This is a genomic window from Acinetobacter piscicola (assembly GCF_015218165.1).
In the GTDB taxonomy this organism is placed as follows: domain Bacteria; phylum Pseudomonadota; class Gammaproteobacteria; order Pseudomonadales; family Moraxellaceae; genus Acinetobacter; species Acinetobacter piscicola_A.
Map to the genome: position 1 here is coordinate 2,896,092 of NZ_CP048659.1, position 23,950 is coordinate 2,920,041.

At 36.9% G+C, this 23,950-nt stretch carries 41 protein-coding genes and 2 pseudogenes; 23 read left to right on the forward strand and 20 right to left on the reverse strand.

Going from position 1 to position 23,950, the window contains the following annotated elements:
* Positions 1–16: 16 nt before the first annotated feature.
* From G0028_RS14210 to G0028_RS14275, 14 genes are all read right to left on the reverse strand, one after another.
* Entirely contained in the window at positions 17–655 is a 639-nt protein-coding gene (locus G0028_RS14210; RefSeq protein ID WP_180047263.1) for a putative metallopeptidase, read from the reverse strand.
* Between the two features lie 13 nt (positions 656–668).
* On the reverse strand, positions 669–962 hold the full coding sequence (locus G0028_RS14215) for a hypothetical protein (protein ID WP_180047265.1): 294 nt from the start codon (positions 960–962) through the stop codon (positions 669–671).
* Positions 943–1,359 (reverse strand): hypothetical protein, encoded by a 417-nt coding sequence (locus tag G0028_RS14220; RefSeq protein ID WP_180047267.1) that lies wholly within the window; start codon positions 1,357–1,359, stop codon positions 943–945. Before G0028_RS14220 ends, G0028_RS14215 begins: the two co-directional genes overlap by 20 nt.
* Before the next feature lie 358 nt (positions 1,360–1,717).
* The gene (locus tag G0028_RS14225) at positions 1,718–2,104 is read right to left on the reverse strand and encodes a hypothetical protein (RefSeq protein WP_180047269.1); all 387 of its coding nucleotides are present in this window, start codon (positions 2,102–2,104) and stop codon (positions 1,718–1,720) included.
* A 61-nt stretch (positions 2,105–2,165) separates the two neighbouring features.
* Entirely contained in the window at positions 2,166–2,471 is a 306-nt protein-coding gene (locus tag G0028_RS14230; RefSeq protein ID WP_111860690.1) for a hypothetical protein, read from the reverse strand.
* A 728-nt stretch (positions 2,472–3,199) separates the two neighbouring features.
* On the reverse strand, positions 3,200–3,886 hold the full coding sequence (locus tag G0028_RS14235; RefSeq protein WP_180047272.1) for a hypothetical protein: 687 nt from the start codon (positions 3,884–3,886) through the stop codon (positions 3,200–3,202).
* Positions 3,887–3,896: 10 nt separating this feature from the next.
* Entirely contained in the window at positions 3,897–4,049 is a 153-nt protein-coding gene (locus G0028_RS14240; RefSeq protein ID WP_180047274.1) for a hypothetical protein, read from the reverse strand.
* A 3-nt stretch (positions 4,050–4,052) separates the two neighbouring features.
* Complete coding sequence (locus G0028_RS14245; RefSeq protein ID WP_180047276.1) at positions 4,053–4,448, reverse strand: hypothetical protein; 396 nt, start codon at positions 4,446–4,448, stop codon at positions 4,053–4,055.
* The gene (locus tag G0028_RS14250) at positions 4,445–4,909 is read right to left on the reverse strand and encodes a hypothetical protein (RefSeq protein WP_180047278.1); all 465 of its coding nucleotides are present in this window, start codon (positions 4,907–4,909) and stop codon (positions 4,445–4,447) included. The genes G0028_RS14245 and G0028_RS14250 overlap by 4 nt, the downstream gene beginning before the upstream one ends.
* Entirely contained in the window at positions 4,906–5,139 is a 234-nt protein-coding gene (locus G0028_RS14255) for a hypothetical protein (RefSeq protein ID WP_180047280.1), read from the reverse strand. The genes G0028_RS14250 and G0028_RS14255 overlap by 4 nt, the downstream gene beginning before the upstream one ends.
* Positions 5,136–5,558, reverse strand: coding sequence for a hypothetical protein (locus G0028_RS14260; protein ID WP_180047282.1), 423 nt, complete (start codon positions 5,556–5,558; stop codon positions 5,136–5,138). Before G0028_RS14260 ends, G0028_RS14255 begins: the two co-directional genes overlap by 4 nt.
* A gap of 82 nt (positions 5,559–5,640) precedes the next feature.
* Positions 5,641–6,438: a hypothetical protein gene (locus tag G0028_RS14265; RefSeq protein ID WP_194088719.1), complete on the reverse strand. Its 798-nt coding sequence runs from the start codon at positions 6,436–6,438 to the stop codon at positions 5,641–5,643.
* Positions 6,435–7,316: a hypothetical protein gene (locus G0028_RS14270; RefSeq protein ID WP_227554730.1), complete on the reverse strand. Its 882-nt coding sequence runs from the start codon at positions 7,314–7,316 to the stop codon at positions 6,435–6,437. Before G0028_RS14270 ends, G0028_RS14265 begins: the two co-directional genes overlap by 4 nt.
* Positions 7,313–8,392, reverse strand: coding sequence for a helix-turn-helix domain-containing protein (locus G0028_RS14275; protein ID WP_227554731.1), 1,080 nt, complete (start codon positions 8,390–8,392; stop codon positions 7,313–7,315). Before G0028_RS14275 ends, G0028_RS14270 begins: the two co-directional genes overlap by 4 nt.
* Before the next feature lie 266 nt (positions 8,393–8,658).
* On the opposite strand from G0028_RS14275, the gene G0028_RS14285 reads away from it, so the two are divergent.
* From G0028_RS14285 to G0028_RS14355, 15 genes and pseudogenes are all read left to right on the forward strand, one after another.
* The gene (locus G0028_RS14285; protein WP_180048059.1) at positions 8,659–9,405 is read left to right on the forward strand and encodes a S24 family peptidase; all 747 of its coding nucleotides are present in this window, start codon (positions 8,659–8,661) and stop codon (positions 9,403–9,405) included.
* Between the two features lie 194 nt (positions 9,406–9,599).
* Positions 9,600–9,947, forward strand: a complete 348-nt coding sequence (locus tag G0028_RS14290; protein ID WP_180047968.1) for a hypothetical protein — start codon at positions 9,600–9,602, stop codon at positions 9,945–9,947.
* 2 nt (positions 9,948–9,949) lie between these two features.
* Positions 9,950–10,222 (forward strand): hypothetical protein, encoded by a 273-nt coding sequence (locus tag G0028_RS14295; RefSeq protein ID WP_227554723.1) that lies wholly within the window; start codon positions 9,950–9,952, stop codon positions 10,220–10,222.
* A gap of 1 nt (position 10,223) precedes the next feature.
* Positions 10,224–10,502: a hypothetical protein gene (locus tag G0028_RS14300; protein WP_180047964.1), complete on the forward strand. Its 279-nt coding sequence runs from the start codon at positions 10,224–10,226 to the stop codon at positions 10,500–10,502.
* An 18-nt stretch (positions 10,503–10,520) separates the two neighbouring features.
* Positions 10,521–11,468 (forward strand): recombinase RecT, encoded by a 948-nt coding sequence (locus G0028_RS14305; protein ID WP_180047962.1) that lies wholly within the window; start codon positions 10,521–10,523, stop codon positions 11,466–11,468.
* The gene (locus tag G0028_RS14310) at positions 11,468–12,127 is read left to right on the forward strand and encodes a hypothetical protein (protein WP_180047960.1); all 660 of its coding nucleotides are present in this window, start codon (positions 11,468–11,470) and stop codon (positions 12,125–12,127) included. The genes G0028_RS14305 and G0028_RS14310 overlap by 1 nt, the downstream gene beginning before the upstream one ends.
* Entirely contained in the window at positions 12,124–12,375 is a 252-nt protein-coding gene (locus tag G0028_RS14315) for a hypothetical protein (RefSeq protein WP_180047958.1), read from the forward strand. Before G0028_RS14310 ends, G0028_RS14315 begins: the two co-directional genes overlap by 4 nt.
* Complete coding sequence (locus G0028_RS14320) at positions 12,375–12,614, forward strand: hypothetical protein (RefSeq protein ID WP_180047956.1); 240 nt, start codon at positions 12,375–12,377, stop codon at positions 12,612–12,614. Before G0028_RS14315 ends, G0028_RS14320 begins: the two co-directional genes overlap by 1 nt.
* Before the next feature lie 73 nt (positions 12,615–12,687).
* The gene (locus tag G0028_RS14325; RefSeq protein ID WP_194088720.1) at positions 12,688–13,200 is read left to right on the forward strand and encodes an HNH endonuclease signature motif containing protein; all 513 of its coding nucleotides are present in this window, start codon (positions 12,688–12,690) and stop codon (positions 13,198–13,200) included.
* A complete protein-coding gene (locus G0028_RS14330; protein ID WP_180047952.1) occupies positions 13,200–13,565 on the forward strand; it encodes a hypothetical protein in 366 nt (121 codons plus the stop codon). The genes G0028_RS14325 and G0028_RS14330 overlap by 1 nt, the downstream gene beginning before the upstream one ends.
* A 4-nt stretch (positions 13,566–13,569) precedes the next feature.
* Complete coding sequence (locus G0028_RS14335; RefSeq protein WP_180047950.1) at positions 13,570–14,205, forward strand: hypothetical protein; 636 nt, start codon at positions 13,570–13,572, stop codon at positions 14,203–14,205.
* Positions 14,198–14,854 carry a Rha family transcriptional regulator gene (locus G0028_RS14340; RefSeq protein WP_194088729.1) on the forward strand — a complete coding sequence of 219 codons (657 nt, stop codon included), beginning with the start codon at positions 14,198–14,200 and terminating at the stop codon, positions 14,852–14,854. The genes G0028_RS14335 and G0028_RS14340 overlap by 8 nt, the downstream gene beginning before the upstream one ends.
* A complete protein-coding gene (locus G0028_RS14345) occupies positions 14,851–15,033 on the forward strand; it encodes a hypothetical protein (protein WP_194088730.1) in 183 nt (60 codons plus the stop codon). Before G0028_RS14340 ends, G0028_RS14345 begins: the two co-directional genes overlap by 4 nt.
* A complete protein-coding gene (locus tag G0028_RS14350; protein ID WP_180048045.1) occupies positions 15,033–15,212 on the forward strand; it encodes a hypothetical protein in 180 nt (59 codons plus the stop codon). Before G0028_RS14345 ends, G0028_RS14350 begins: the two co-directional genes overlap by 1 nt.
* Before the next feature lie 416 nt (positions 15,213–15,628).
* Positions 15,629–15,787: pseudogene (locus tag G0028_RS14355) on the forward strand (Arm DNA-binding domain-containing protein); the annotation flags it as partial.
* 51 nt (positions 15,788–15,838) lie between these two features.
* On the opposite strand, the gene G0028_RS14360 reads toward G0028_RS14355, so the two are convergent.
* The 5 genes and pseudogenes from G0028_RS14360 to G0028_RS14380 all read right to left on the reverse strand — a co-directional run bounded on the left by G0028_RS14360 (position 15,839) and on the right by G0028_RS14380 (position 17,742).
* Positions 15,839–16,531, reverse strand: a complete 693-nt coding sequence (locus G0028_RS14360) for an IS6 family transposase (RefSeq protein WP_180048047.1) — start codon at positions 16,529–16,531, stop codon at positions 15,839–15,841.
* Positions 16,532–16,589: 58 nt separating this feature from the next.
* The gene (locus G0028_RS14365; RefSeq protein WP_180048049.1) at positions 16,590–16,970 is read right to left on the reverse strand and encodes a DUF2750 domain-containing protein; all 381 of its coding nucleotides are present in this window, start codon (positions 16,968–16,970) and stop codon (positions 16,590–16,592) included.
* Between the two features lies 1 nt (position 16,971).
* On the reverse strand, positions 16,972–17,307 hold the full coding sequence (locus G0028_RS14370; RefSeq protein WP_194088731.1) for a polymorphic toxin type 8 domain-containing protein: 336 nt from the start codon (positions 17,305–17,307) through the stop codon (positions 16,972–16,974).
* Positions 17,292–17,435: pseudogene (locus tag G0028_RS14375) on the reverse strand (RHS repeat-associated core domain-containing protein); the annotation flags it as partial. The gene G0028_RS14370 and the pseudogene G0028_RS14375, both read right to left, overlap by 16 nt.
* Before the next feature lie 70 nt (positions 17,436–17,505).
* Positions 17,506–17,742, reverse strand: a complete 237-nt coding sequence (locus G0028_RS14380) for a hypothetical protein (protein WP_180048051.1) — start codon at positions 17,740–17,742, stop codon at positions 17,506–17,508.
* Between the two features lie 413 nt (positions 17,743–18,155).
* Here G0028_RS14380 and G0028_RS14385 point away from each other — a divergent pair, with 413 nt between their 5' ends.
* From G0028_RS14385 to tfpZ, 8 genes are all read left to right on the forward strand, one after another.
* Positions 18,156–18,428: a DUF1778 domain-containing protein gene (locus G0028_RS14385; protein WP_227554732.1), complete on the forward strand. Its 273-nt coding sequence runs from the start codon at positions 18,156–18,158 to the stop codon at positions 18,426–18,428.
* Positions 18,429–18,437: 9 nt separating this feature from the next.
* Complete coding sequence (locus tag G0028_RS14390) at positions 18,438–18,692, forward strand: type II toxin-antitoxin system Phd/YefM family antitoxin (RefSeq protein ID WP_180047461.1); 255 nt, start codon at positions 18,438–18,440, stop codon at positions 18,690–18,692.
* Between the two features lie 352 nt (positions 18,693–19,044).
* Positions 19,045–19,479, forward strand: a complete 435-nt coding sequence (locus G0028_RS14395; RefSeq protein WP_180047463.1) for a pilin — start codon at positions 19,045–19,047, stop codon at positions 19,477–19,479.
* A gap of 97 nt (positions 19,480–19,576) precedes the next feature.
* The gene (locus tag G0028_RS14400; protein ID WP_180047465.1) at positions 19,577–20,248 is read left to right on the forward strand and encodes a hypothetical protein; all 672 of its coding nucleotides are present in this window, start codon (positions 19,577–19,579) and stop codon (positions 20,246–20,248) included.
* Positions 20,249–20,340: 92 nt separating this feature from the next.
* Positions 20,341–21,768 carry a sulfatase-like hydrolase/transferase gene (locus G0028_RS14405; RefSeq protein WP_180047468.1) on the forward strand — a complete coding sequence of 476 codons (1,428 nt, stop codon included), beginning with the start codon at positions 20,341–20,343 and terminating at the stop codon, positions 21,766–21,768.
* A gap of 148 nt (positions 21,769–21,916) precedes the next feature.
* Positions 21,917–22,351, forward strand: coding sequence for a pilin (locus G0028_RS14410; RefSeq protein ID WP_180047470.1), 435 nt, complete (start codon positions 21,917–21,919; stop codon positions 22,349–22,351).
* Positions 22,352–22,370: 19 nt separating this feature from the next.
* Positions 22,371–22,778 carry a hypothetical protein gene (locus G0028_RS14415; RefSeq protein ID WP_180047472.1) on the forward strand — a complete coding sequence of 136 codons (408 nt, stop codon included), beginning with the start codon at positions 22,371–22,373 and terminating at the stop codon, positions 22,776–22,778.
* A 5-nt stretch (positions 22,779–22,783) separates the two neighbouring features.
* A complete protein-coding gene (gene tfpZ, locus G0028_RS14420) occupies positions 22,784–23,518 on the forward strand; it encodes a TfpX/TfpZ family type IV pilin accessory protein (RefSeq protein ID WP_180047474.1) in 735 nt (244 codons plus the stop codon).
* 70 nt (positions 23,519–23,588) lie between these two features.
* Here tfpZ and G0028_RS14425 read toward each other — a convergent pair whose 3' ends face one another.
* The gene (locus G0028_RS14425; RefSeq protein WP_180047476.1) at positions 23,589–23,948 is read right to left on the reverse strand and encodes a hypothetical protein; all 360 of its coding nucleotides are present in this window, start codon (positions 23,946–23,948) and stop codon (positions 23,589–23,591) included.
* Positions 23,949–23,950 lie beyond the last annotated feature (2 nt).

The following is a 23,950-nucleotide window of genomic DNA, read 5'->3' on the forward strand; positions in this document are numbered from 1 at the left end:
AAAAGAGCCCTTAGGCTCAAATCACACACGTCCCACAACACTTAGAAATATCAACATCAGGAACAAACGGCGCATTCTTTGTGATTTCGACCAAACGTTTAACTGATTCATTTGCTCCCCAACGTCTGACCACGCCAAAGAACTCTTCAACGTCATGAGCTGCCAAATAATGTTTAGGTAAACCTGTCATATCGCTATACAGTATTTCACCATCTTCATCACGTTCTACACCGATGTGATAAAGCTCATGATCCAGTAACGCGCAAAAGTTACGGTCATTGGTGTTTTCACAATAACTCGCATCGATCGTAATTAAATACGTCGGTACAAAGCCAAACCAATCCCGCATCTGTTGTTCTTGTCGTGCTTTCTTCCATCCACCAACATTAAACATCACCTTTTCACATTGACCCAACACCATACGTTTTTTAGATTGAGCCGCAGATGATGCCCAAGCAAATGCTAGAAACTCGTCATTGTCATGAAGTAGCTCAGCAATATGGTCATGATCTGGATTATGTAACGCGCCGCCAATAGTAAGAAAGTTTTTAACAACCCAATCTTTTAGATCTGGTGCAGGTGCCAAACGGATTGTTTCTTCTTCCTCAGCTTGATCAAGTAGTTCTGTTGGTGGGAATGGTCTGATCTGTCCCATTGCAACAATCCATTTAAATACGGAAAAATGAGTATAAGTGGGGTGGGATATACATAAACCGAATAGCCTCTTTAATAAGTTTTGCATTGGCTTTCAGGCTATATACGTCAATGTCCAAATCCTGACATTCCATCATTACCAACAGCTCATCTAAAGCTGATTGTTCAAACTCATCATAACATTCATCAATCACAACATGAGGTACACCATTGGAATCATTCTTAAATTCATCTTGTGAAAACCCAAAACCATGAACCAAAACTACTTCTGCCTGTTTGCACAGTTTCTTATATATTCTTTGTTTCATATTCTAAACTCTCTAACTTCGACTTGATCCAACGAATCACATAACCCGATTCAACTGTATGTGGTTCAAATCGTTCAATCGTATAACCCATGTTTTCAGCGAGTTCATATTTGTTAAATGCGTTTGCAATCTTCTTACCACCACGACCTACCGACCATGAGCTGCCCACAATTTCAATCAGAAGATTGAGTTTCACAATATAGAAATCAAAACGCCAATGCTTAGTGGTTTTAATTTGGAATTTCTTTTGATATTTAATTTCAAAAATATTTAATGCGTGTTCAAAGGCTTCTTCAGCCTCTATGTATGCTTCTCTAGCTTTGGGTAATGGGCGAGTTTTGGATTTTGGTTTTAATAGTCTCTTCTTGGTTAATGCGGCGTATTCGGAAATTTCCATAAATTTCACCCAAAAAGAAGCCCTCCATTGCTGAAGGGCTACCCCTGATCTTTTGCGCTGATTCAGGTTGTTGTATGTTTTTCATTAAAATGAATAAACAATCACACTATTATAACAAAATGTGATACATCTTAAAAGATATATAAAATAAAAAACCTCCCGAAGGAGGTTGAATCATTCATAACTAGGGAATATGAATGTAAAACTTACAGCAATATATGAGTAGCTTAAGAATTTAAAAAACCTCACTCCCTGTGAGGTTTCCCCGATTCTTGCGCTGATTCAGGTTTTTTTACTGCGAGTGCAATATAGTATAAAATCTAGACCTATTCATTTGCAAAATATTACATATAATCAATTAATTTAACTTTAAATCTATATCAGGAATAATTGACTGTGGCTTGAATGCAACTTTATAGTGATAAGCACTCACACCCTTACTGGATAACTGTTCTGAAAAGTAAGTTACATTGTCTGAGATGCCTAACGAATGTTTTTTGAATTCAGTAGGTCCAGTCTTACAAGTCACATCAACCTTTCGTTCACTGATAGCATCAAATGAACATTTACCTTCAATCGTTAAAATGTATTCACCAGTAATACCATTGTAGAAAACCACACGGCGATCCAGTTCAAAGTTATCCGCAGCATAAGATAAATTCTTAGATGCGACTTGAGCATCACGAGAACAACCGACCATCGCCATGGCACACATTATACCAACAGCTAAAAGACGTTTTTTCATTGTTTTGCTTTCTCCAAGATAAAATAAAACCCCTTTCGGGGCTAAGTGAAATCAGTGATGGTTAAAACGTTGTTGGTTGAGCTACTGCACGAACCAGGTACATCAAACCTGTTTGAAAATCCGTTTTAGCCAAGGCTGCAAAGCGCTCAGGTGTTGCGTCATCAAGACGGTCATAGGTTGCCTGATCTGTAACTTCTACAAATTGCTCAATGATGCAGCAACTATCACGCTGTTGTTTTACATGGTTTTGAACCTTAATGATGACCTCTTCAATTTTAGGACCAAGCTCTTTGATTTCATTCATTAATGCAATTTCTTCCGCACTAAGTTCACGATAACCTGTAATTTTACGGTGTTGATTTTCCACTTCACTTTCCTCTAGGCATTAAAAAACCCCAACATGCGGGGTTAAAGGTATCGAATTCGATAGGTTTGAAATGGTGTGATTACACCTAATTAAAACAACCCAACCATCTGGAAGTATTAGAAGGTCGGGCTGAGTAACGCACGGTTCTTGTAATGGCTACTGTATGCGTTAAGAGGTCGCCAATCCCAAGTAAATACTCGCCTCTTTAGGAGGTCAAACCAAGGGTAGTGTTTATGCGTACAAAAAACTCCGCACCCTTCTACTCACTTTATTGACCAAATAAAGCGCTTATCAACATTAAAGAACCTGATAAGTAGCTCTCGTTTTTTGCTTGTGCTCGACCACATACAAGCGGATGTGTTAGGTGGTTAACCATGCCCTGTCTAAACCCTTTACGCCCCTATGATGTGCTGGGTGATTAGTCCAATGCCAAGGGTTGAGGCAATAAAAAATCCCATGCTTAAATTAAGAATAGGATTTCATATACAAAAAAAATACCCACAAACGTAGGGGAATGTAGGTATATCAACTCTAAATAAAAAAATACTTACTAGCTTAGCTGCATATCCCTAAGTAAGTATATAAACTAAAAATTTAGTGCTCGTCTTTCCGAGCTGTCAACAAATTTACATTGCATCCACACAATGCGAGGTTTTAATGATTTGGTCTCGGAAAACCGTAATACGACCAGTATAGAAAAATATACCCTTAATTTTGGGACTATGCAATTACAAATCGTATTCTTCAGCAACTTTAAAGAAAAATCCACGTAAATGCGTATCTAAATCAACTCGCCAATCACCAAGTTTTACTAAAGCATATTGCTCATACTTATCGTAGGTTCTTAAATACGCTTTACGATCTATAGGTAACCCTGAAATACGATGACGCTCAGACTGATTATAAGAGTTCTCTTTTTTACCCTCACACTTGCTACACTCAATATGCTTTCTAGCATCTTTAGCGAATAAAAAACCCTTACCATTACACTTAGTACAAAGACCGCGTTTAAATAAAAACTGAATCAATGCAGAACGCGCCACACCTTTAGCAGCCTCTTTACTAGGGATCTGCTTTGTTTGAAACCCATCTTCTTTAAATTTTAAACGGATCTCACTGGTTAGGAGATTATGTAATAAGGCAAAGTGACGATCATTCGGAGTAATTGATCGAACCAAAGCCCATAACATTGCACAATTTTCTGCATTCATATCCTGCATCATCAAAGCAGAACTATTTGCTTTGCTACCATATGTGGGAGCACCACCCACCCCATCTTTAAAACCATCCATTGTTTTTTGTGCAAGATCCAATAATGTGAAATCTACAAGTGCTGCACTTGGTTTAAACAATAAACGGCGTAAATCATGAACAATCATTAAGTCTTTATGTTTTGCAAAATCTTCTGTCGCCATATTCATTCCATCACCCTAAATTTCTACGCTTCTTAAATTCTTCAAACTCTTCAATAGCCTTCTTGTGATTACGACACGCCATTCGAAAAATTAAAATTGCCGCAGTCACACCAAAGATGATCGCTCCAGCTGCTACCCATGCAAGAAATTCAAATCCATCCATAAATCACTCCACCAACCGTCTAATCTCATCAATCGCCTTACCGCTTTTCACCTGCTCAGTGCTATACCGATACACTGAATAACCCAACGCTGTAGCTGAGTTGTATTTCTCCATATCTGCTATGTAGCCTTTCCCTCTTGTGTGCCTCCCACTACTCCAAATCCCACCTTCAACCTCGATCAAAACATTGCTACCCACAATATAAAAATCCGCCCTCCACCTACGTTCAGGATTAAATTGAAACTCAGCCTGAAACTCGATGTTGTACAACTTTAAATGCTGTGCGAGCGTAGCCTCACCCTCACTGACTACTCGTTCTTTTTTCACTGTCACACGGCGCTTGCTTCGGCGTGGTTTTGCGTATTTGGCTTTGTATTCAGCGGTTGATATGCTACTCAAATCACTCGCTCCAAATCCTCATCCTTAATCCAAATTTCACACTTTTCTGAAACATTCCTACCCATACCAACAAAAGAAACTTCACCAAAAATATGCATAAATGAATGCAGTTGAAGTTTTGCAAATCCCTGTGAATCGATATCTAATTTCAAACCACCTACTGAGCTGTAGTAATTCTCATAAATTTCATGTGCAAGTGGAGTTGGTTTAAAAAATACATAGTTGTTTATGTTGAATTTATTCATGCCCACCTTGAACTCTCTGGAAATTCCAGATAGTTGGTCATGTTGAGCAATAGCTTCCTCTAGATCATTAACAAACACACCAGTGGTGCACTGCACATTACCAACCATGATTTGATAACTAATCTTTGTTAGATTCTTTGCTTTAGCTCTTTTAAGCATTGATTTTGCCGTATCAATGCCACCAACCCGATCAATAAGGTTGTTTATAGTTGTCATAGTGCCACCTTAAAAAGTTCTTTTGTTTTAGCTGTTGCTTGAAAGTCATAAACTGAAATCTTTTCGATATACCCACTATCAACCAAGTCTTTCAAGCATTTGCGAATCGTCATACGTGACGTATCAAGTACAGCTTCGAATATGTCTGTCACATTGAAAGTCTTTGCATGTGCTGCAAACATTAAAATATCAAAGCGATTCTCGAAGATTTCTAGTGCTGTGTTTCTCATGCCGCACCGCCACAATATTTTTTAGTTAGATTTTCAATCGTTGTTGACTTCTTGTTTTTGCGTTCATATTCACTTAGAGCTGCATCAAAAGATGACTGTAATTTCACCCAAGTTTTATCTGTTATTGCACGCTCACAAGCTAAATAAGCTCGGAGTGTTCTCAGTGGAACACCTGCAACCTGAGCCAAAATTTCACGCATTCCATATAACAAGCAGAATTTTTTAAGCTGAGCTAATTGTGAGGTGCCATCAATATCCACTGTTACTACAACCTCATTCATTACCGCTCGCTTCAACGGATGATCTAAATCATTGTGAAAAGCAAACAATACATCACGCACAACGCAAGCCGTGTAATGCGGTCTATTGTTGCGTTCTGCAATTTGAATTAACGCTTGACGAATATCTTGTGATTTCACACCCCACCCCCATGCATAACGTTCTCACACTGACCACTAACCCAAACTAGGGCGCAAACTGCGATTAAAATTAGGAGTTGTTTCATGCTTCTTCCTTAAACTTCAATACTTTCCAGTCGTTATCTTCTTTCGCAATCTGACAACTGAAAGAACAGTCAATATCTGGTTCGTCTTTGTATCGCCCCATTTTTGGATTCAACTCATCAAGAAAAATAGGACCGTTTTCATTCTTTAAAATTGAATGCCCAATTTCACGCTCAACGATTGCCATGCGCTCAAAAGTCTCAGGAAAATCTTTACGAATCTTGTTCCAATATCCTGCCCCCCCTTTCACACAGCCAATGCAGTTATTATTCATGTACCCAAGCTCATACATTTTTGGAATGCGAATACCTGCGTCTTGAAGCATCGCTAAGCAATCAGCTTTTGTTAAATCAGATTCAATTAACGGGAAATACACATTCAAAGATGGGTTTCTTTCTTCAAAATCTTGCGCTCGATCAATTTCATCCAAGTCGTACCCAAAAACATGCAAGTCACCCTCTTTTTGAAATGAGCCGCGAGGGATGCGTTTCAGTTGAGTCGTGCATGGCGCACCATTCACACCTTTTAAATATCCTTTTTTAAATACTTCAAAAATTGAGTTTTGACCTTCTGGATATTTCGGATTAAAGATTTTGATAATCTCTTGATCAAACCACTGCTGACACTCACCAAAGAAACGCTTATTGTCTGAGTGCTCTTCTTGAATCGGACTATTCGCAATGACAGCGGGAACATTTGGAAAAATCTTCGATGCTTGTTGAAGCATGATTTTTGTTGCAACAGCAGATGCAGCACCGCAACTAAACCAACAAACGATTCGTTCAATATTTTTCATGCTGCGTCTCCTTTCATCATCGCTCTACGCTTTTCAACCAATTGAGCCAAAGTCATTTCCCAAGTTTTCACCGCAGGTGGTACTGGCTTTCCATCAAGTGCTAAATTCGCCTTGTACTGCTCCAAGTCATCGAATGGATCCACATGTGCAATATCGACTGTTTCCCACGCTTGAACTTCTTTGTGCTCAGGCTGCATCTTGTTCACGTTGCGCTTAATCTTGTCAGCAATTGAAGCTAACGCCTTTTGCGCTGTTGTTTTGTATTGCTCAGATTCTCTCTGCAAGTCCGCTGTTGAGGTTTTATGCTCAAGTTGATGCTGAGCCATAGGATCAGTTAAAAACCCCTCTAATTCGGCTTGTTGGATAGCTGTAATCGCTTGGTCTTTGTCTGTGCCTAGACTTGTGATGTACTCAGGCTTCAGACCTTGGTCTTTCGCTTGATCAACAAGACGATCATAAACATCACAAAAAATCTTCTTCGCTTCAGCACGTTGAAATTTATCGCCAGTCTTTACCAAGTTTTCACAACGACTGAATGCTTGGGCCATTTGCTCAGTCCAGATCACTGTGAGTTCTTCGCCATCAAAACCGATTGACTTCTCAGCAATTGCCCATGCTTCGTGAGCGCCAAGCCACTCGCTTGTTTGTGGTTCGCACCATGAGCGAAATTCAGGAATTGTTGGGCAGAACGTAGATTTTTGCATACGCAAATAACCACGCTTAAAATCTTCTGCTGACAAACCTTGCAAACACTCAACCATTGCGTCAGCGATTTCAGAAGCAGGAATATCACACCATTGTTCAGCATACTTTTTGCCGTAGAACGCTTTCATTTTGTTCATCAAACGTGCTGCGTCTTGTGTCGAAAACTGTGTCATTGGTTGTTACCCCCAATCGTTTTGATTTCAGATGAGTGAACATCAATAAAATCTGATTCTTGGCTTGTAGATCCAATGCCGTACTGGGCAAAGAATTCATCATGTGCTTTCATCGTTTGTGAATTTTTCGATGAAGCAGGTTGATAAGACACTTTTTGTTTTTCAGCACGATTAGCCTTAGCCAATTGCTTTTCAAACTCCTGAACCAACCAAGCTGCAAACTTTCTTGTTTTTTGGTTTTCAGTGAGATCAATTTTGTTTTCCCAGTGAGCATTGAAATTACCCAAGTGAAAATCGAAATCAGGGACCGAGATAATTTCATCCGCACGGTTGCTGAATTTTGTTTGAAGCAAAATTGTTTTTAGGAAGTTTTGATTTGGTTTCCAGGAATCGTCTTGATCAAAAAATTCAGGCGCTTTTTCCCCTGTGTGTGAGTTAATTTGATTGTTATTGGTAGTTATTAAATGTTTGTGTGACCCTGCGTCACTGCTTTGTGTCGTCAAAGTCACTGCTTCTTGCTTCAGGGTCACTGCTTCTATGTCGTCAAAGTCACTGCTTGACTTATTTAAGCGGTGACTTTCCGTCACTGCTTTATGGATGTTCTTAGCAATGAATTTGTATTTCGAATTGCGACCATCTGCTTTTTTTGAAACCATAAAACCAAGCTCTTCTAGTTTCATTAGATGCAAACAAACAGCGCGATTTGATAGTCCTGTGGCAGCCATTAGAGTTTTAATTGTTGGGTAACAAATACCAGTCTCATAGTCTGCATACGTTGCTAGAGTGATGGCTACATGCTTGGTTGTTTTCTCCATTGGAATGTCTCGGATACCATTCACATAGTTAAACTTATTGCCCGACATGATTTGTCGCTCTTTCTTTGGAAACTGAACCATTTGACCTTGCGGTTGTAGTGGCTCATGTGCTAAATTTGATTTCATATTCATGCCTTCTAAAGTTTGAATTAAAGAAACCTCAGCTCTAGCCAGCTGAGGTTTTTTGTTTTTTAGCTTTTGAAATTTTCCTGTTTGGGAATTTCCGAACTTCAAAGCAGTGCATAATTTGCTTGTTGTCATTCAAAACGGCATACACTTCACGATCATTCGCAATCACATGATTTATATTTGTTAAGTGACAGCCGACCATCTCTGCAACTTCTTCTCGTCCATGTTTCTCAACCAAAGCGGTTAAAGGTAAGGTTTCCATAAAATAATAACTTTGCTATTGAAACAATCAAAATAATAACATTGCTATTTAATAGTTGCAATAACATTGTTATTTGTTGTTTAATAACAGCGTTATTAAGATAAATGCATCAAAGGTATTAAAAGAAATGTGCATCATGGCGAGAAAACCGTTGACGTTTGAAAGACAGAAAGATGCTGAGCGACTAAAAGATGCTTGGGTGAAATTTCGTGATTTCGAAAAAGCTCAGGGTCGAAAAGTGACTCAAGAAGATGTTTCGGCTGCCTGCGGTTGGAGCACTCAAGGAGCTTTTAGTGCATACTTAAATGCAAGAACACCGCTTAATTTAGATGCATTGGTGAAGCTTTCTACTTATTTTAATATCAACCCTTCTGATATTAGTCCTGAATTAGCATCAACAATAAATAATGCTGCTGTGATTACTACTGATGCATTCGACAATAACGCTGAAATAGCGTCAATCAAAGGGTTGAAGCGCGTACCAATACTGACTTATGTGCAAGCTGGCAATTGGCGGGAAACAATATTCCTACCTGCTGACGACTACACTTTCACTAGTATTGATGTGAGCAACCAGACGTTCGCTGCACATGTCGTTGGCGATAGTATGATGGATGAGTTTAGGGAGGGTGATTTAATTATCATTGATACAAAAGTGGAGCCTGCACCAACTGATTTCGTTCTTGCTCAAAACAATAAGGGTGAAATTACTTTTAAAAAGTACCGCAGTCGTGGAATTAATGAGAATGGTATTGAGGTTTTTGACCTAGTACCGCTAAATCCAGACTTTCCAATCATTAGTTCAGATCGACAACATGTAGAAATTATTGGCACAGTTGTTGAGCATCGAAGAACATTTAAGAAGTCTGCTCGCTATAATTAATAAAATCTTAATAACAATTTTATTATTTACCCGCTTAGGCGGGTTTTTTATAACTTTGTTTTTAAAAATTTGTAAATTTAATAACATTGCTATTGATATAAAATAATAACATCGTTATTATTATCTCACCAAACAACAAAAAAGCACACCGACCTCGAAATCAAATGTGCTTTTACTCAAAGAGTGAGATAAGTATGACTCTATTCAAACAACATTACAAGACTGCGGTCACCGCCCTTGGTCTTTCCGCAATCCTTGCAACTGCTTGGGCATTGGAGCCAACAGCTCAGGAATTGCCTGTAAACATCCACCCAAGCAAGTACGAAGTGTTGACCTACTTGCCAAATTGCAAAGGCTTCTGCCCTGCTCAACTTAAAGCTGATGACCTGACAATCAACTTGGATTATGAACTTGTTGATGGTTCTGTGCAGCAAATTGACGATGTAACCGTGTTTAAAAACTCGAAAGAGTTAAGCGAAGTTTATCTTGATCGCTCTGAATATGAGCGGATCAGCGCAGCGATTGTCGGGGGTGTGAAGTGAACATGCCTCTCCCTCTTTCACTCCTTGCGACACACAAGGAATGCACTGGCTACGGTGAATTCTTGTATCGCCAAGTTGGTGACATGGTTCAAAAATGGAATGGTGCATCTTGGGTTGAGTTAGACATTCGTTGTTCAGCTCAAGACTTCTTAAAAAATATGCAAAAAGTGACTGAAAAAAATCAATATTCAGGTCGTGCATATTATCCAACACCTGTTTATGACAACCCAATTTACCCACGTAAAAACGTCGTGGGTGCGTATCAAGGGGATTGAGATGAACATTCAAGTCAATACTGATTCAATCGAAGTAGCTCGCCTTGAGTCACTTGTATCACAAATTGCTGATGAACTAATCGCTCTTTCTGATCCAAATGACACCATCATTGAGATGGTTGGTGGTTCTTTACATATGACATATACAGGTCGTGGATTTGAAAGCATTCATTTGTATTTGAGTAATGAATTCACTTTGAAATCAAAAATTTATTACATGACTGATGTTTTAAATCAATTGAATAAAATCAAAAACTATATTTTGGAATGTGCGGCATAGTCCGCCTTGGAGATGAATATGAATGCGCCAGTGAATACAAATCAAGTGGCAACTCCACAAGTCAACCCTGTTCAGCAATACTTCAAAGATCAAGGTGCGTTAAAAAAGATTCAAAGTATTTTGGGTGAAAAAGCAAAAAGCTTTGTAACTACAGTTTTGCAATTAACAGCAACAAATAGTCAACTTGCTAGTGCAAATCCTGAAACTGTTTATGCTGCTGCTGTAACCGCTGCCACACTAGACTTGCCTGTTAATCCAAATTTTGGGTTTGCTTATATTTTGCCTTACAACGTAAATAAAAAGTGCAAAGCAAATGGTTGGAAGGATGAATGGCACACTGAGGCACAATTGCAAATTGGCTATAAAGGTTTCATTCAGTTAGCTCTACGCTCAAATCAGTTTAAATCAATCAATGTCTGCCCTGTATTTTATGGTGATACAAATGAAATGATTATGAGTCGTTTAACATCACTTTTCCCACCTAGAGTTGACGGTGGTCAAATTGTTGGTTATGTGGCTTGGTTTAAGTTATTGGATGGGTTTGAAGCTCATGAAAATATGACTCTTGATGAGCTGAAGAATCATGCTTACAACTACAGCAAGACTTATAAAAAAGCTGTAGATGATGATAAAAACTACAGCACTTGGCATCAAAATTTTGATGCTATGAGCAAGAAAACTGTACTCAAAAAATTATTAACTCACTGGGCACCACTGTCAGTTGATCTTCAAAAAGCCATTGATTCAGATCAGGCAGTAATGCGCACTGTTAATGGTGAGCAAGCGCCCGACTACATTGATAATAAGTCAGTAGTCACCCCTATCGAAGCTCCGAAGCTTGTGCTTTTAGATGGTGAATTTAATGATTTACTCGAACAATTAAATGCAGGTGCAATTGATAAAGCATACATTTCTAATAGTTACGAGCTGACAGATGCTCAAAAAGTAGCGGTGGAGGCTCAATAATGAAACTATTCCGTGCCTCATCTCTGCATAAATTAATTGGTGATAGTCGAGTAAAATCGGCTGCCATTAGTGATACAGCAAAGTCAGAAATTCGCTCAATTGTTAAAGAGGATTTATACACTTTCCGATCATTTACAGGCAATAGTTACACAGCAAAAGGCAATATGCTTGAAGATATTGCAATTCAAATGTCAGGTCGTACACGTAAGCGTAACTATCAAAAACACAATGGTCGAATCAGTAATGATTTGATCACTGGTGAATGTGATGTTCTTGATTTAAGCAAAAAATTGATCATCGACACTAAATGCACTTGGGATATTGGTACTCACCCATTTTTCCAGGATGAGGCGCAAGAAAAAGTCAAAAAAGCGGGTTACAACATTCAGATGCAGGCGTATATGTGGCTTTACGATTGTGAAGTAGCAAACATTGATTTTTGGTTATTCCCTTGTCCTATTGAACTTACAAAAGATTGGGATGATCGAGAGCAATTAATTGATCTTGTTGAAATGATCGATATTCGTGAACGTCTTACGACTGTTGTTATTGAGCGTGATGAGTCAATAATTCAGAAGATAAAAGACAAAATTCCACACTGTCAGGCTTATTACGAAAAGTTATTTGCTGAACGAAGCAAAGGGAGAATTGCGGCATGAAAAAAATCCCTAAAACTCATTTTCAATTATTCGCTGCATTCCTCACGGTAATTGGCTACAAAGCGAAAATGAATGGCGATGGCTCGATGCTTTGTATTAATCCAAAAATGCCGAAAGAGCGCAGACAAATTGTTTTGTGGGCAAGCGGAAAAATGAATAAAGCTTGTCAAATTTTATGGCAAGACTATTTAAATCATTGGCTTGCGATTGGTAAAGAATTTATCAGTGAATTAAGGAAGGTGGCGTGATGAGCACATTAAAAGATTTGAACAAACACTTATTCGATCAATTGGATCGACTTGCTACTGCTAGCAAAGACAATTTGGAAATGGAAGTAAAGCGTGCTGAAACAATGCAGGTTGTGAGTGCTGAAATCATTAAAGCACACAATACACAACTTGAAGCAGTAAAGCTTGTTGCTGGCTATAAAGGCTTAAATCCAAACCAAGAAGCGCCACGCATTGAAACTGGCAATATTGAGGTGTGACATGAGTCGAAAACACTTTACAGTCGACCAGGTTGAGTTTTTAAAGTCGATTGCACACCTGCCACGTACTCAAATGGCTGAAAAATTTAATGCCAAATTTGGTGAGAATCGCACAAATGATTCTATGCAGCGCTGGTGCAGTAAAAATAATTTTTTAGGTGTTCCAAACACAGGAAGATTTATCAAGGGTCAAAGTGCATGGAATGATGGGAAAACTGGTTACATGGGCGCAAATGCTACAAGCTTTAAAAAAGGCAATGTACCACACAACACCAAGCCTTTATTTAGTGAGCGCACATGTGCAAAAGATGGTTATGTCTTGATAAAGATTCGCGAAGAACACCCTCAATTTGTTTTAAAACATCGTTGGCTGTGGGAGCAGGTCAAAGGACCTATCCCAGAAAATCATAAAATCGTTTTTATTAATGAAGATAAAACCGATATTCGCATTGATAATTTAATGCTTGTTAGTGATGCGGAGCTTGCTGTTAAAAATATCAAGTTTTCAAAGGTTTCCAATGCTGAAACCAACGAAACTTGCTTACTTTTATCTAAGTTGCATATTGCAGCAAAGAAGGTGGCGTGATGGAAAAAACATACCCACCGAATAGCAGATATCCACTTCAAGATCACTTGGTTGTTGATATTGAAAACAATGTGTTGGAATTTCCTAGAAAAAATACCAAGAAATGCCAACACATGTTTGTTGAAATTGATACCAAAGCCCTTGAATTGGTTTGTAAGAAATGTGGCACAAAAGTTAATCCAGTTTTATGGATTAAAGATTCAGTAAGTTATTTCACTCGTATTCAGCAAGATATTGCGGACCAGCGCGAAAGGCTAAAAGAAGATGAAGCTGAATTAAAGAAGCGCTCAAGAACACGCTGCCAACACTGTACCAAAATGACAGCAATCAACTTGAAGCATCATAATTTTCAGATATTAGGGTGATGAGATGGAAATTAATAAAGAACGTGAAGCGTTTGAGGAACATATAACAGATGCAGGTCTTGTTGAATTTGCAGGGTATGGATTTGAGGTTGATGAGTGTGATGAGTATTTGCATGAACCAACTCGGGTTGCGTGGGACTCATGGCTTATCGGATTGAGAAGATCTAAAGCCCAAGCCGTACCAGAAGGGTTTGTTTTGGTGCCAAAGCTTTCAGCTAATTACTTATTTAACAAAGTGCCTGAACTTAGCTTTAAGCATCAAGATGAGAAAGACACTGTTCTTTATCATTTAAATTACATGGCATCTGAGTTTAAAGAGTCTGCTAAACAATTTGTTGTTCTTGATCATGAAAAACAGAAGCGCTTTATTGGAGAAAGTGGTTCAGATCCATATCGCACAGACTTTGAAATCATTGAGCAAACTTTAAAATTAGTTGATCTTTTAGCATCATCAACAAATGTTTTTCAGCGTGATCCGAAAAGCAAAGTTTACCCCTTTGAATCTGAAAATCCACGTGTGGTGGAATGGTGGCGTACAGCTTGCAAAATTCAAGAATTACTTACTGATACAGATCCTGAAAATTGCGATTTTGAGGAATTCAAAGCAATAATTGAAGCACAGGAGCAAGGGCATGAATGAGTTAATTGTTAAAAGTTCGCAGCTCACTATGTCCACTCGCTTAATTGCAGAGCTGACAGGTAAAGAGCATTTTCATGTAAAGCGTGATTGTGAAACCATGTTTAGTGAATTGGATTTAGATCCAAAGGGGTATATCCAAAACTGGATACACCCCCAAAATGGTCAAACTTATACTGAATATTTATTACCTAAAAATTTAGTGGAAACACTTATTACTGGGTATAGCATTAAATTGCGCTATCAGGTTATTCAACGATTACATGAATTGGAGAATTGTGCTAAAAGTGCGGTCCCCCAAACTTTCTCGGAAGCATTGCAGCTTGCAGCTGATCAAGCAAAACAGCTTGAACTTGCTGCACCGAAAGTCACTTATTATGACACTGTTGTTGAGCGCTCTACCCTACTCAATGCTTCACAAGTTGCTCAAAAAATTAAAATGTCAGCAATCAAGATGAATAAAATTCTAGATTCGCTCAATGTTTATCATCGTGGCGTTAAGCGTGCTCGACTTTTTCAGCAGTGGTTTATTGACAAGGGTTTTGGCGAGGTAAAACAAACCGAACTTGGTTTTTCACAGCCAATGTTTACCACTTTGGGTGAAGCGTGGGTTATTGAGAAGCTGGTGAGTGAAGGAGTGTTGGAAGCATGATGGACTTTGATTGCCCTTACTGTTCATGGGGTATGAATCGAGAAGATATTAACAATCAAGTGCATGAAGATAATCACATTGGTGAATGGGATATTAAGTGCACAAACTGTAAAAAAGATTTGGTTTTAACTGCTGAGCCGAGTATCGATTATTGGGCTTACAGGAAGGAGGAAGGTTGATGAAATGGTACTCTATGACAAAAGTTGCTCAAGAATTGGGCATGGCAGTAAATACATTTAAAAAGTATTACTTGGACCAATACCCTCCAGATCGTGAATTTGCAAATCGCAAAGATTGGACGGCTTCATCAGTTCAAAAAATGCGAAGAGAAATCTTAAAAGAAGAAGGCGCAATTTAAGCGCCTTTTCTAATTTTAAAAATATGGTATATTGGTTTTGAGTTCAAATCCAAAAAACTCAACTGAACTCAGTTTAAATCGGCTGTTCATCACGATTCATCATAATCAATCACAATTAATCATGATGCATCAAATCAACTTGTTACACATATGTTACACAGTGCAACTCCCACACCAAAAACATATTAATAAATCAAAGATTTAAAAATTGAGTTGTACTCCCGCCATCTCCACCAAATACCTTCCAAAACATGGCAAAATATGCCAAGTTTTAAAGACAAAAGGCTTGATTCTAAAGGGATTAAGCCTTTTTTCTTGCCTAAACATAACCAAACATAACTAGCTATAGTGTTGCTTTCCATGTATCCCCTTGTGTATCCTTTGAGAAATATTGAACTCAAGGGATACACGGATAAATGAAAAGATCAGAAATAAAACGCCGTCCTTTGTCTGATACTGTAATTTCCAATCTTGAACCTGAATTAAAAGAGTATCGGGAACTCGATGGCAATGGTTTATACATTCGTGTCAAAACTGATGGTAATAAGTCATGGCAACTTCGATATAAAAAACCGGTTCTGTCGCATTAAGGATTTTAAGTCGAAAAACTGAGCTAACCATTTGTATTAGCTAATCAATTGATAAAATGATCCTATAGAAGTCGGTTTTTCACCTGAAAAATTAAACTGTTCTTTATGAATCATATGTATCAATTCTATTCCAGCCAACATAATTTTAGCTGTGTGAAAAGTTTTCAAACATAACATTGCTCGCACTCTCTTTTTAATAAAACGATGATCTTGTTCAATTCGATTATTTAAATATTTATTTTGCCGAATTTTAATAGGTCTAAAACGAGTAAATCCAACATTAAAGCTTTCAACTGCTTTTTTATTTGCTCCACTTTTATCCATTGTCACACGAATAGGGCAAGCATGTTTACTGATTGCATTTTTAAAGAACCGATGGGCAGCTTTGGTATCACGGTGTTTTGTTAGTAAAAAATCGACTGTTTTTCCATTTGAATCAATAGCTCTATATAAGTAATGCCATTGTCCTTTAATTTTGATATAGGTTTCATCAATATGCCAAAACTGATTAACTGATTTCTTGCATCGAGCCATTTTTTTACTGATGATTGGAACAAGACGGATGATCCAACGATGTATCGTTGAGTGATCTACTAGAATGCCACGTTCTATCATCATTTCTTCTAAATCACGTAAACTTAGTGAATAAGTTAGATACCATCGAATACATTGAGCAATTACATCACTAGGGTAATGTAATCGTTTAAAAGCATCTTGGATCAATGACATATTCAGCTCCTACAAAATTCAATAGTAGCTGAAGATCGCCTTAATGCGACAGAACCACCTATTCATACTGTTCTTGTTCATTCAATAAATCCTCTTTTAAAATGTGCAGTGGTACTAGAATACCCTGACCATTTGGAATAGGAAAAATTAAAGCACCATAGCTATCTTGTTGCATTCCTATTATCCATTTTTCCATAAATACTTTTAACGATAGAAATTTAGGGGTATACCCTTCCCACTCATTATTAGCACAAAGTTCTGCAAAGATTTTTTCTGGCCAAAAGGGAATTACATAGTCTTCATTAAATTTAGAGGTTGCCCAACCATTATTATACAGCCCCCAAACTTTTTCAAAATCAACAGCTTTTCTAATAAAATAATCATATCTTTCTTGAGAAGAAAAATTCAAAATATTCTTAATTTTCTTTTCAATAGCCAAATCAATATCCTCCTATTTTATGTTGAGTTTTATGTAAATCTGCATTTTGTAATTGTGAGTGTCTATAGCAATAACCGTCTTTAGCCTCTGTATTTCGACCATGAGCCAACTCATAACCTTTTGATCTAGAATTTCTGGAATTACCTGGTAATCTAACGGTTTTTCTATTACCAGTCTCAATATGCCTTAATTCATTTTTAACCCATCCACGTACATGTTTCGGTTGTAATGGATCATCGGCTAAGGCCTTTATTACTTCTTGTTTATTAGATCGGCCTGTAGAACCATCATTACAAATACAGCATAATTTTTTTGCTAAACCAATGGATCGACCCATTCAACAGGATTCGGCGCATAAGCAAAAGTATTCAATCCACCCAATAATCCAATCGGATCTTTACTGATAAAGCGCCCTACATAAGGTGAATAATACCTGTATCTATTGTAATGAAGTCCTGTTTCCTGGGTATTGCCCCTACTAATTTGTTTAGCATTCCACAATATAACAGTTGAAAGATGAGATAAACATTAAAACTTAACTCCTATCGAAATTCAAATAATCATAATAGATTTGATATAATTCATCAGAAAAATGATTAGCTATTAATTCTAGAAAATTATTTTTGATATTATCAAAAGTTAAAATTAGGTCACTTACATTTAATATTTCATCCTTACCAACTGGCTCTTGATAAATATTTATAGATTTAACCAAATAAAATTCTTTCTTTATACTAAAATTATAATAATTATTATAACCTTGCTCGATCATATCAACAACAAAATCCCCTCCTATTTTTAATGATTTTAATATATCTGGTAAAATATCTAAAAGCTGATTAAAAACATATTTATATGATCTTTTTTGAAAACCACATATTTCTAAATAAAAATCGAATGATATATTATCAATTAGTATTTTATTAACATAATTCGATCCATTCCATAAGTCACTTTATATGGACACGCTCCAAACTTTTGAATTCTATTCATTTACTCTATTTTATATTTTGTCCATATAGACATGCTTTTATAACGACAAATTTTTCACGTTTGTCCATATCCTAAAAAATGCGTAAAGTGTTAAAAACGTGTTTTAGTCCGCCTAATTAAAAATAAGCAATCACCAAAAGAGACTTTTTGTATTCATATCGACCTTAAAATTTTATGCTCAAAAACAGACGAATGATGACCAACAATGAATCTATAGAAATACATCTAGATGCTGAAACAAAGCAATTTGCAGAACAAGCTGCGATTGTTCTAGACTACCCTACACTCAGTGATTTTTTCATTTATTTAATTCAAAATCACGCACCACAAATTTTGCATGAACACACTCATATTCAGTTAAGTCATACTCAGTTCAAGCAATTTATCGAAGCATGTCGCACTCAAAATACCGTTCCTGCCCGATTAAAACAGGCTGCCCAGCTTTTAGATAAACAAAATTTTTAAGGAGCAGAAATGAAAGTCATTACATGTGCTGAGCTGCAAGACAATTTAGCAGATATACTCGATTACGTTATAGACGATCACGCACCTGTACTTATTAATAGAGAAGATAAACAAGCCGTAGTGATAATAAGTCTAGATGATTGTAGTGCCTTTAAAGAAACAGCGTACCTAATCAAAATTCCTGCCAATGCAAAACGGTTAAGCGACTCAATCGTGCAAATTGAAGCAACTGAAACAACGTGTCATAAACTAAGTAAAGAGTGAGATTGAGATGCACTAACGATGGTAGAAATAGCGCCCGACTATACCCAGAAAATTTCAAGCGATAGACTTCAACATAAAGAACGACATTACAACACCGAAAAAAGAACAACCGAATATATGTGACACGCATCACACAATGACAATATTTGTCCAGAGCATAAAATTCAACCTGATAAAATTTGTCACTTTTTAACAAAAATATATAGTCGAATAAAAAGACTTAAATTTTTTATGTGTAAGGTGCTGTTTTTCTGTGTAAATTGTCTATAATAAAAGTTGGCACGTTTAGTGCTAATATTAAAATAGCTTACAAAGCTTATAATTAAATTAACAACATTTGTGGAGAATGTTTATGAACGCTCAAAAAGGCTTTACGCTTATCGAGTTGATGATTGTTGTCGCTATTATTGGTATCTTGGCTGCAATCGCACTTCCTGCGTACCAAGACTACACTAAACGTGCAAAAATGTCTGAAGTGGTTGCATTCATTGCATCTGCAAAAACGGGCGTTGCAGAAGGTTATGCAGACTTAAATACTTTGACAGGTATTGATAACGCTAAAGCAGGTTTGGCTGCCGCAACAGATATTACATCTAAGTATGTGGAAAAAATGACTGTTACTGATGGTGTAATTACAGTTGATGTTCAAGATATTGATGCAGGTTGTGATGCTGCAACAGCTGCTTTAACTTTAACGCCAACCCCTAATACAACTACTGGTTCATTGGACTGGGCTGGTACATCTGATGCAACCTGTACTAAATTTGTCCCTGCAAACTTCCGTTAATCTTAGCGTAATTTGCAATAAAAAGGGTGTGGCTTAGTCCACACTCTTTTTTATTTGTGTGCGTATTGTTGATAAAATCAAAATCAGGAATTAAGCGATGTTGCCAAAGAAACATTCAAAAAATATAAACGGATTCAAACGACTACAATTGGAATCTCTGACACATTTAGGCGAAGAAATTGACCATTTAATACAACACATCAGTCATGCTCAAGCGATTGAATCTAATGAAATCAGCCAACAATATCAGGAGCTTGATGCTGATAATGAATTGAGTGAAGATGAAAAATACGATATACAAGAGGGGCTAATTGACCAAAATGAGCATCTGAAAGATGTTTTAGATTTGACATATGAACTGGCGATTATTGCCTTATATAAAAAAGTTGAAATTACAACCAAAAAAGCAATTAATATTCTTTACCCTGACATTAATCAAAAAAGTTTATACCGCATTGACTTTTTAAAAAAACAATTAAAAGACAAAGAAATAGATATTGAAACTTTTACAGATTATAAGGCGATGAATGAGTTAAGACTTATTAATAATTGCATAAAACATAGTGGGTGGGTAGATGATAAACTCGCCGCATACAATGACTGGATTGAAGGAAAGCCGTTGAATTATGTCGAAACGACAGAAAAATCTGCTGGAGATGTAGACATTAGAAAACTCAATGATATTCAATCTGCTTATAAACGCTTGAATCCTTTGTGTCATAATTATTTAAGTGATTTAATTTTAGAGTTTAAAAATAAAGTATTATAATGTAGCAGTATAAATAATATGTCCAAGAATTTTGTTGTGGAGTATGCAAGAAAAATGAGCTTTATGATTTTTTTTATAATACAAGAAATATCATGGACTTAAAAAATTTCCTAAAACGAGAATTTCCTCTGCCTAAATTAAGTGAATTAGGGCATATTGGTCTGCTTATTATTTTACCTAATCTTATTTTTCTAACTTTAGCATATTATGCAGCAGTTTCTCGCCCATTATTTAACTTTGATTATCTGCTTGCTTTGTTTTTTATCGTGCTGCCCTATAGAGCAATTCGTTTGTTTGGCGGATTGCTTTTAGTATTGGCAATGTGTGTCGATTTACTCATGTTCGTGGTGCAAATTTTTCCATTTATGGACTTAGCTGCGATTCGTTATCTTGTATCATTTATTCCGCAAGCCCCTACAAATTATTTGGTACTGATGGTGTTTTTTTGCATTTGTATCATAGTCATGGTTGTAGTGATTACTTATTATTCTACACCTAAACGCTTACCGCCACCTTACCCAAGTATTATTTTAATTATTTTACTACTTATTTCTTATGTTTTTATGAATTTGGGGATAATGTATTCAAATTTTAAAGCCATCTTGGGTAGAGATAATTACTATATTGCACATAGTCAGAGCTTATTATATAAAGAGATTATTCAAGATAATTTTGTCGGTTTAGTCAATGTTCTACCCAAATTTGAGCCTTTAGAGCAACCAGAACAACGTGCCGCAACCTTATTACAACAACCCTATTCGGATAAAATCTTTTTTATTGTAGCAGAGTCATGGGGAGAATTACGCAACCTACAAGCACAACGAGAGGTATTAAATAAAATTTATGCTCAACAAGGAAATTTCGATTTTATTCATACAGGTACAATTCGGACATTTGGTGCCACTGTGGCAGGTGAATTAAGAGAATTATGTGGATTAAAATTAGTAGCGAATAGCGGCTTTGCTTTAGGAAAACTTGAACAAGAACAATATGTAAACTGCTTACCGAATCTATTCAAGGCAAATAACTACCAGACCATCGCTCTACATGGTACAAGTGGTTTGCTGTATGACAGAGTGGAGTGGTATCCCAAAGCAGGTTTTCAACACACTTTGTTTGGTGAGCATTTTATGCAGTTGCGTCGCTGTGCTGCATTTAAAGGTGCTTGTGATAGTGCATTGATGAATCAAGTAAGTCAGATTTTTTCAAAATACCAGCAAGATAAACTATTTTTCTATTGGATGACGCTGACATCACATCAACCTTATGCAAAACAAGATATTCATAATCAGCGTTTTGACTGTCAAAAGTTTGCCATAAATCCCAAAAGTGATGCTTGCCGTAATGCACAATTACAAACACAGTTTTTTGATGACCTTGCCATCATGATTCAAAAACCTGAAATGCAAGGTGTGGAAATTGTCGTTGTGGGTGACCATCAACCGCCAATGTGGGGAGAAGATGATATTTCACACATTATTCCATGGAAAGTGAGTTGGTTGCATTTGCGAGTAAAATAGCTTAAATGTAAAATATTTGTCACTTTTCGACGGAAACCGTAGAGTTTACAATAAAGAATAATAATATTAAGTTATTGAAATAAATTAAAATTTATTTTGGCTTGGTTCTTGCTTTGTATTTTTATAACTAATGGCTGGGAGTAAGGCTATGTCACAACAACAAGGATTTACCTTGATAGAACTGATGATTGTGGTAGCAATAATTGGTATTTTGGCTTCTATAGCATTACCACTATACAGTAACTATGTTAAACGTGCCAAAGTCTCTGAAGTCGTGATGTTTATTGATGTGGCAAAAACAGGCGTGGCAGAAAGCTATGCAGACTTAAATACTTTGATGAGTATTGATAATGCAAAAGCAGGTTTAGCCGACGCTACCGATATTACATCTAAATATGTGAATGATTTAACTGTAACTAATGGTGTAATCGATGTAACTGTTAAGGATATTGATACAGCTTGTGATGCCGCAACACCTGCTTTAACTTTAACCCCTACTATTAATACAACAACTGGCTCATTAGAATGGACGGGTTCATCTGATGCTGATTGTACTAAGTTTGCACCAGCGAATTTCAGATAATTTATTTAGAGGCTAAATCATGAGTTATATCCCAGTAAAAATGTTCATATCTCAATTTCAACTCATGAAACAAGATTTGAATATTTTATTAGAAGATTGGACGGTTGAGAATGAGACCGAGCAACAAATAAAAGCGACTGCGACGCATTTGGTTGAAGAATGTTTGGTTGATGCGTGTGCTATTTCATCACAACTCAAAGCAGTTAATTTTGAAAGCCCACCTAACGAACTGGTTGAAAATGCAAATCATATTATTGATACATTAGCACTTTTTAGATTTCGTGAGCACTTGAAACGTCTGATTAAAATTATTCCTGACACAAAATTTAATGGACGTGGAAAACCACCAACTCAACACTTTACCGAATTTTTATGTATGGTTGATTCTTTAACAAAGCAGCAAAAATATTTTTATGTATTAAAATGATTGTAATGTCTAAACGTCTAAAATTTTTTCTAAGCCATCTCACTATTTCCTTTGGGATAGCACTTTGTATTGTCGCATTAGTTTTTTTTGTCTGGTATCCATCTCCACTTGCCTCTGCTGTTGGTGTAACCCATATTTTTTTAATGCTATTGGTCATCGATGTGATTTTAGGACCACTTTTAGGTTTATTGGTTTATAAAGAAGGTAAAAAAACACTAAAATTTGACCTAAGTGTCATTATTCTCATTCAAATTGTGGCTTTATGTTATGGGGTATTTAGTATCGAACAAGGTCGCCCTGCATGGTTGGTTTATAATGTAGATCGTTTTGAGTTGGTTAGAAAAAATGAATTAGTTGATACGAATATTCAGCAAGCACAGCCACAATTCCAAAAACCTTCATGGTTTAAACCGCAATATGTTGCCGCTGAATTTGCCAAAGACACACAACAACGCAATGATGAAATGTTTGCAGAAGTATTTAGCGGTATTTCAATTGCACAGCGTCCAGAACGCTATGTAGAACTCACTCAAGCCAAACACCAAATCCAACAACGTGCATTACCACTTGTAGAACTGCAACAGTACAACTCAAAAGCAGACGTTGAAAAAACTTTAGCCAAATATCCAAAAGCAGATGCGTGGCTACCCTTAAAAGCCAATGCTGTAGATATGGTGGTATTAGTCAATAAAGAATCTTCGAGCATCATCAAAATAGTAGACCTCAGACCGTGGAAATAAGTTTAACGGCATATTTTTTACTCCGTTTATTAAAAAGCCACTAAGTTCATAAACTGAGTGGCTATATCAATCAAATAGTCCGAGTACTTTGCCTCAACTCAAAATTTTCCAACAATAAAGAATTGCACTTTTCCAGCAGTATTTCATAATCTTCTTTCAGCTGCTCATAATCACTTTTCACCGCTTTGGTCTTAGTTTTCGCTTGCTCAATTTGCTGGGCAGGCGAAAGAAGATTTTGCCCTGCTGCCTGTGCAGCTTGCTCAATTGCCTCAATTAATGCTGCATGACGGCTCTTTTTAATCGAGCCTCGTTTACGTCCAGCCTCCATTGCAACCGTATCGTTATTAATGGCAGAGCCTTTCGGTAGAACAATCGGTTTGTTGGCTTTTAATCGCTCTAAAGCAGCGTAATAATCATTAAGTACACTCATAT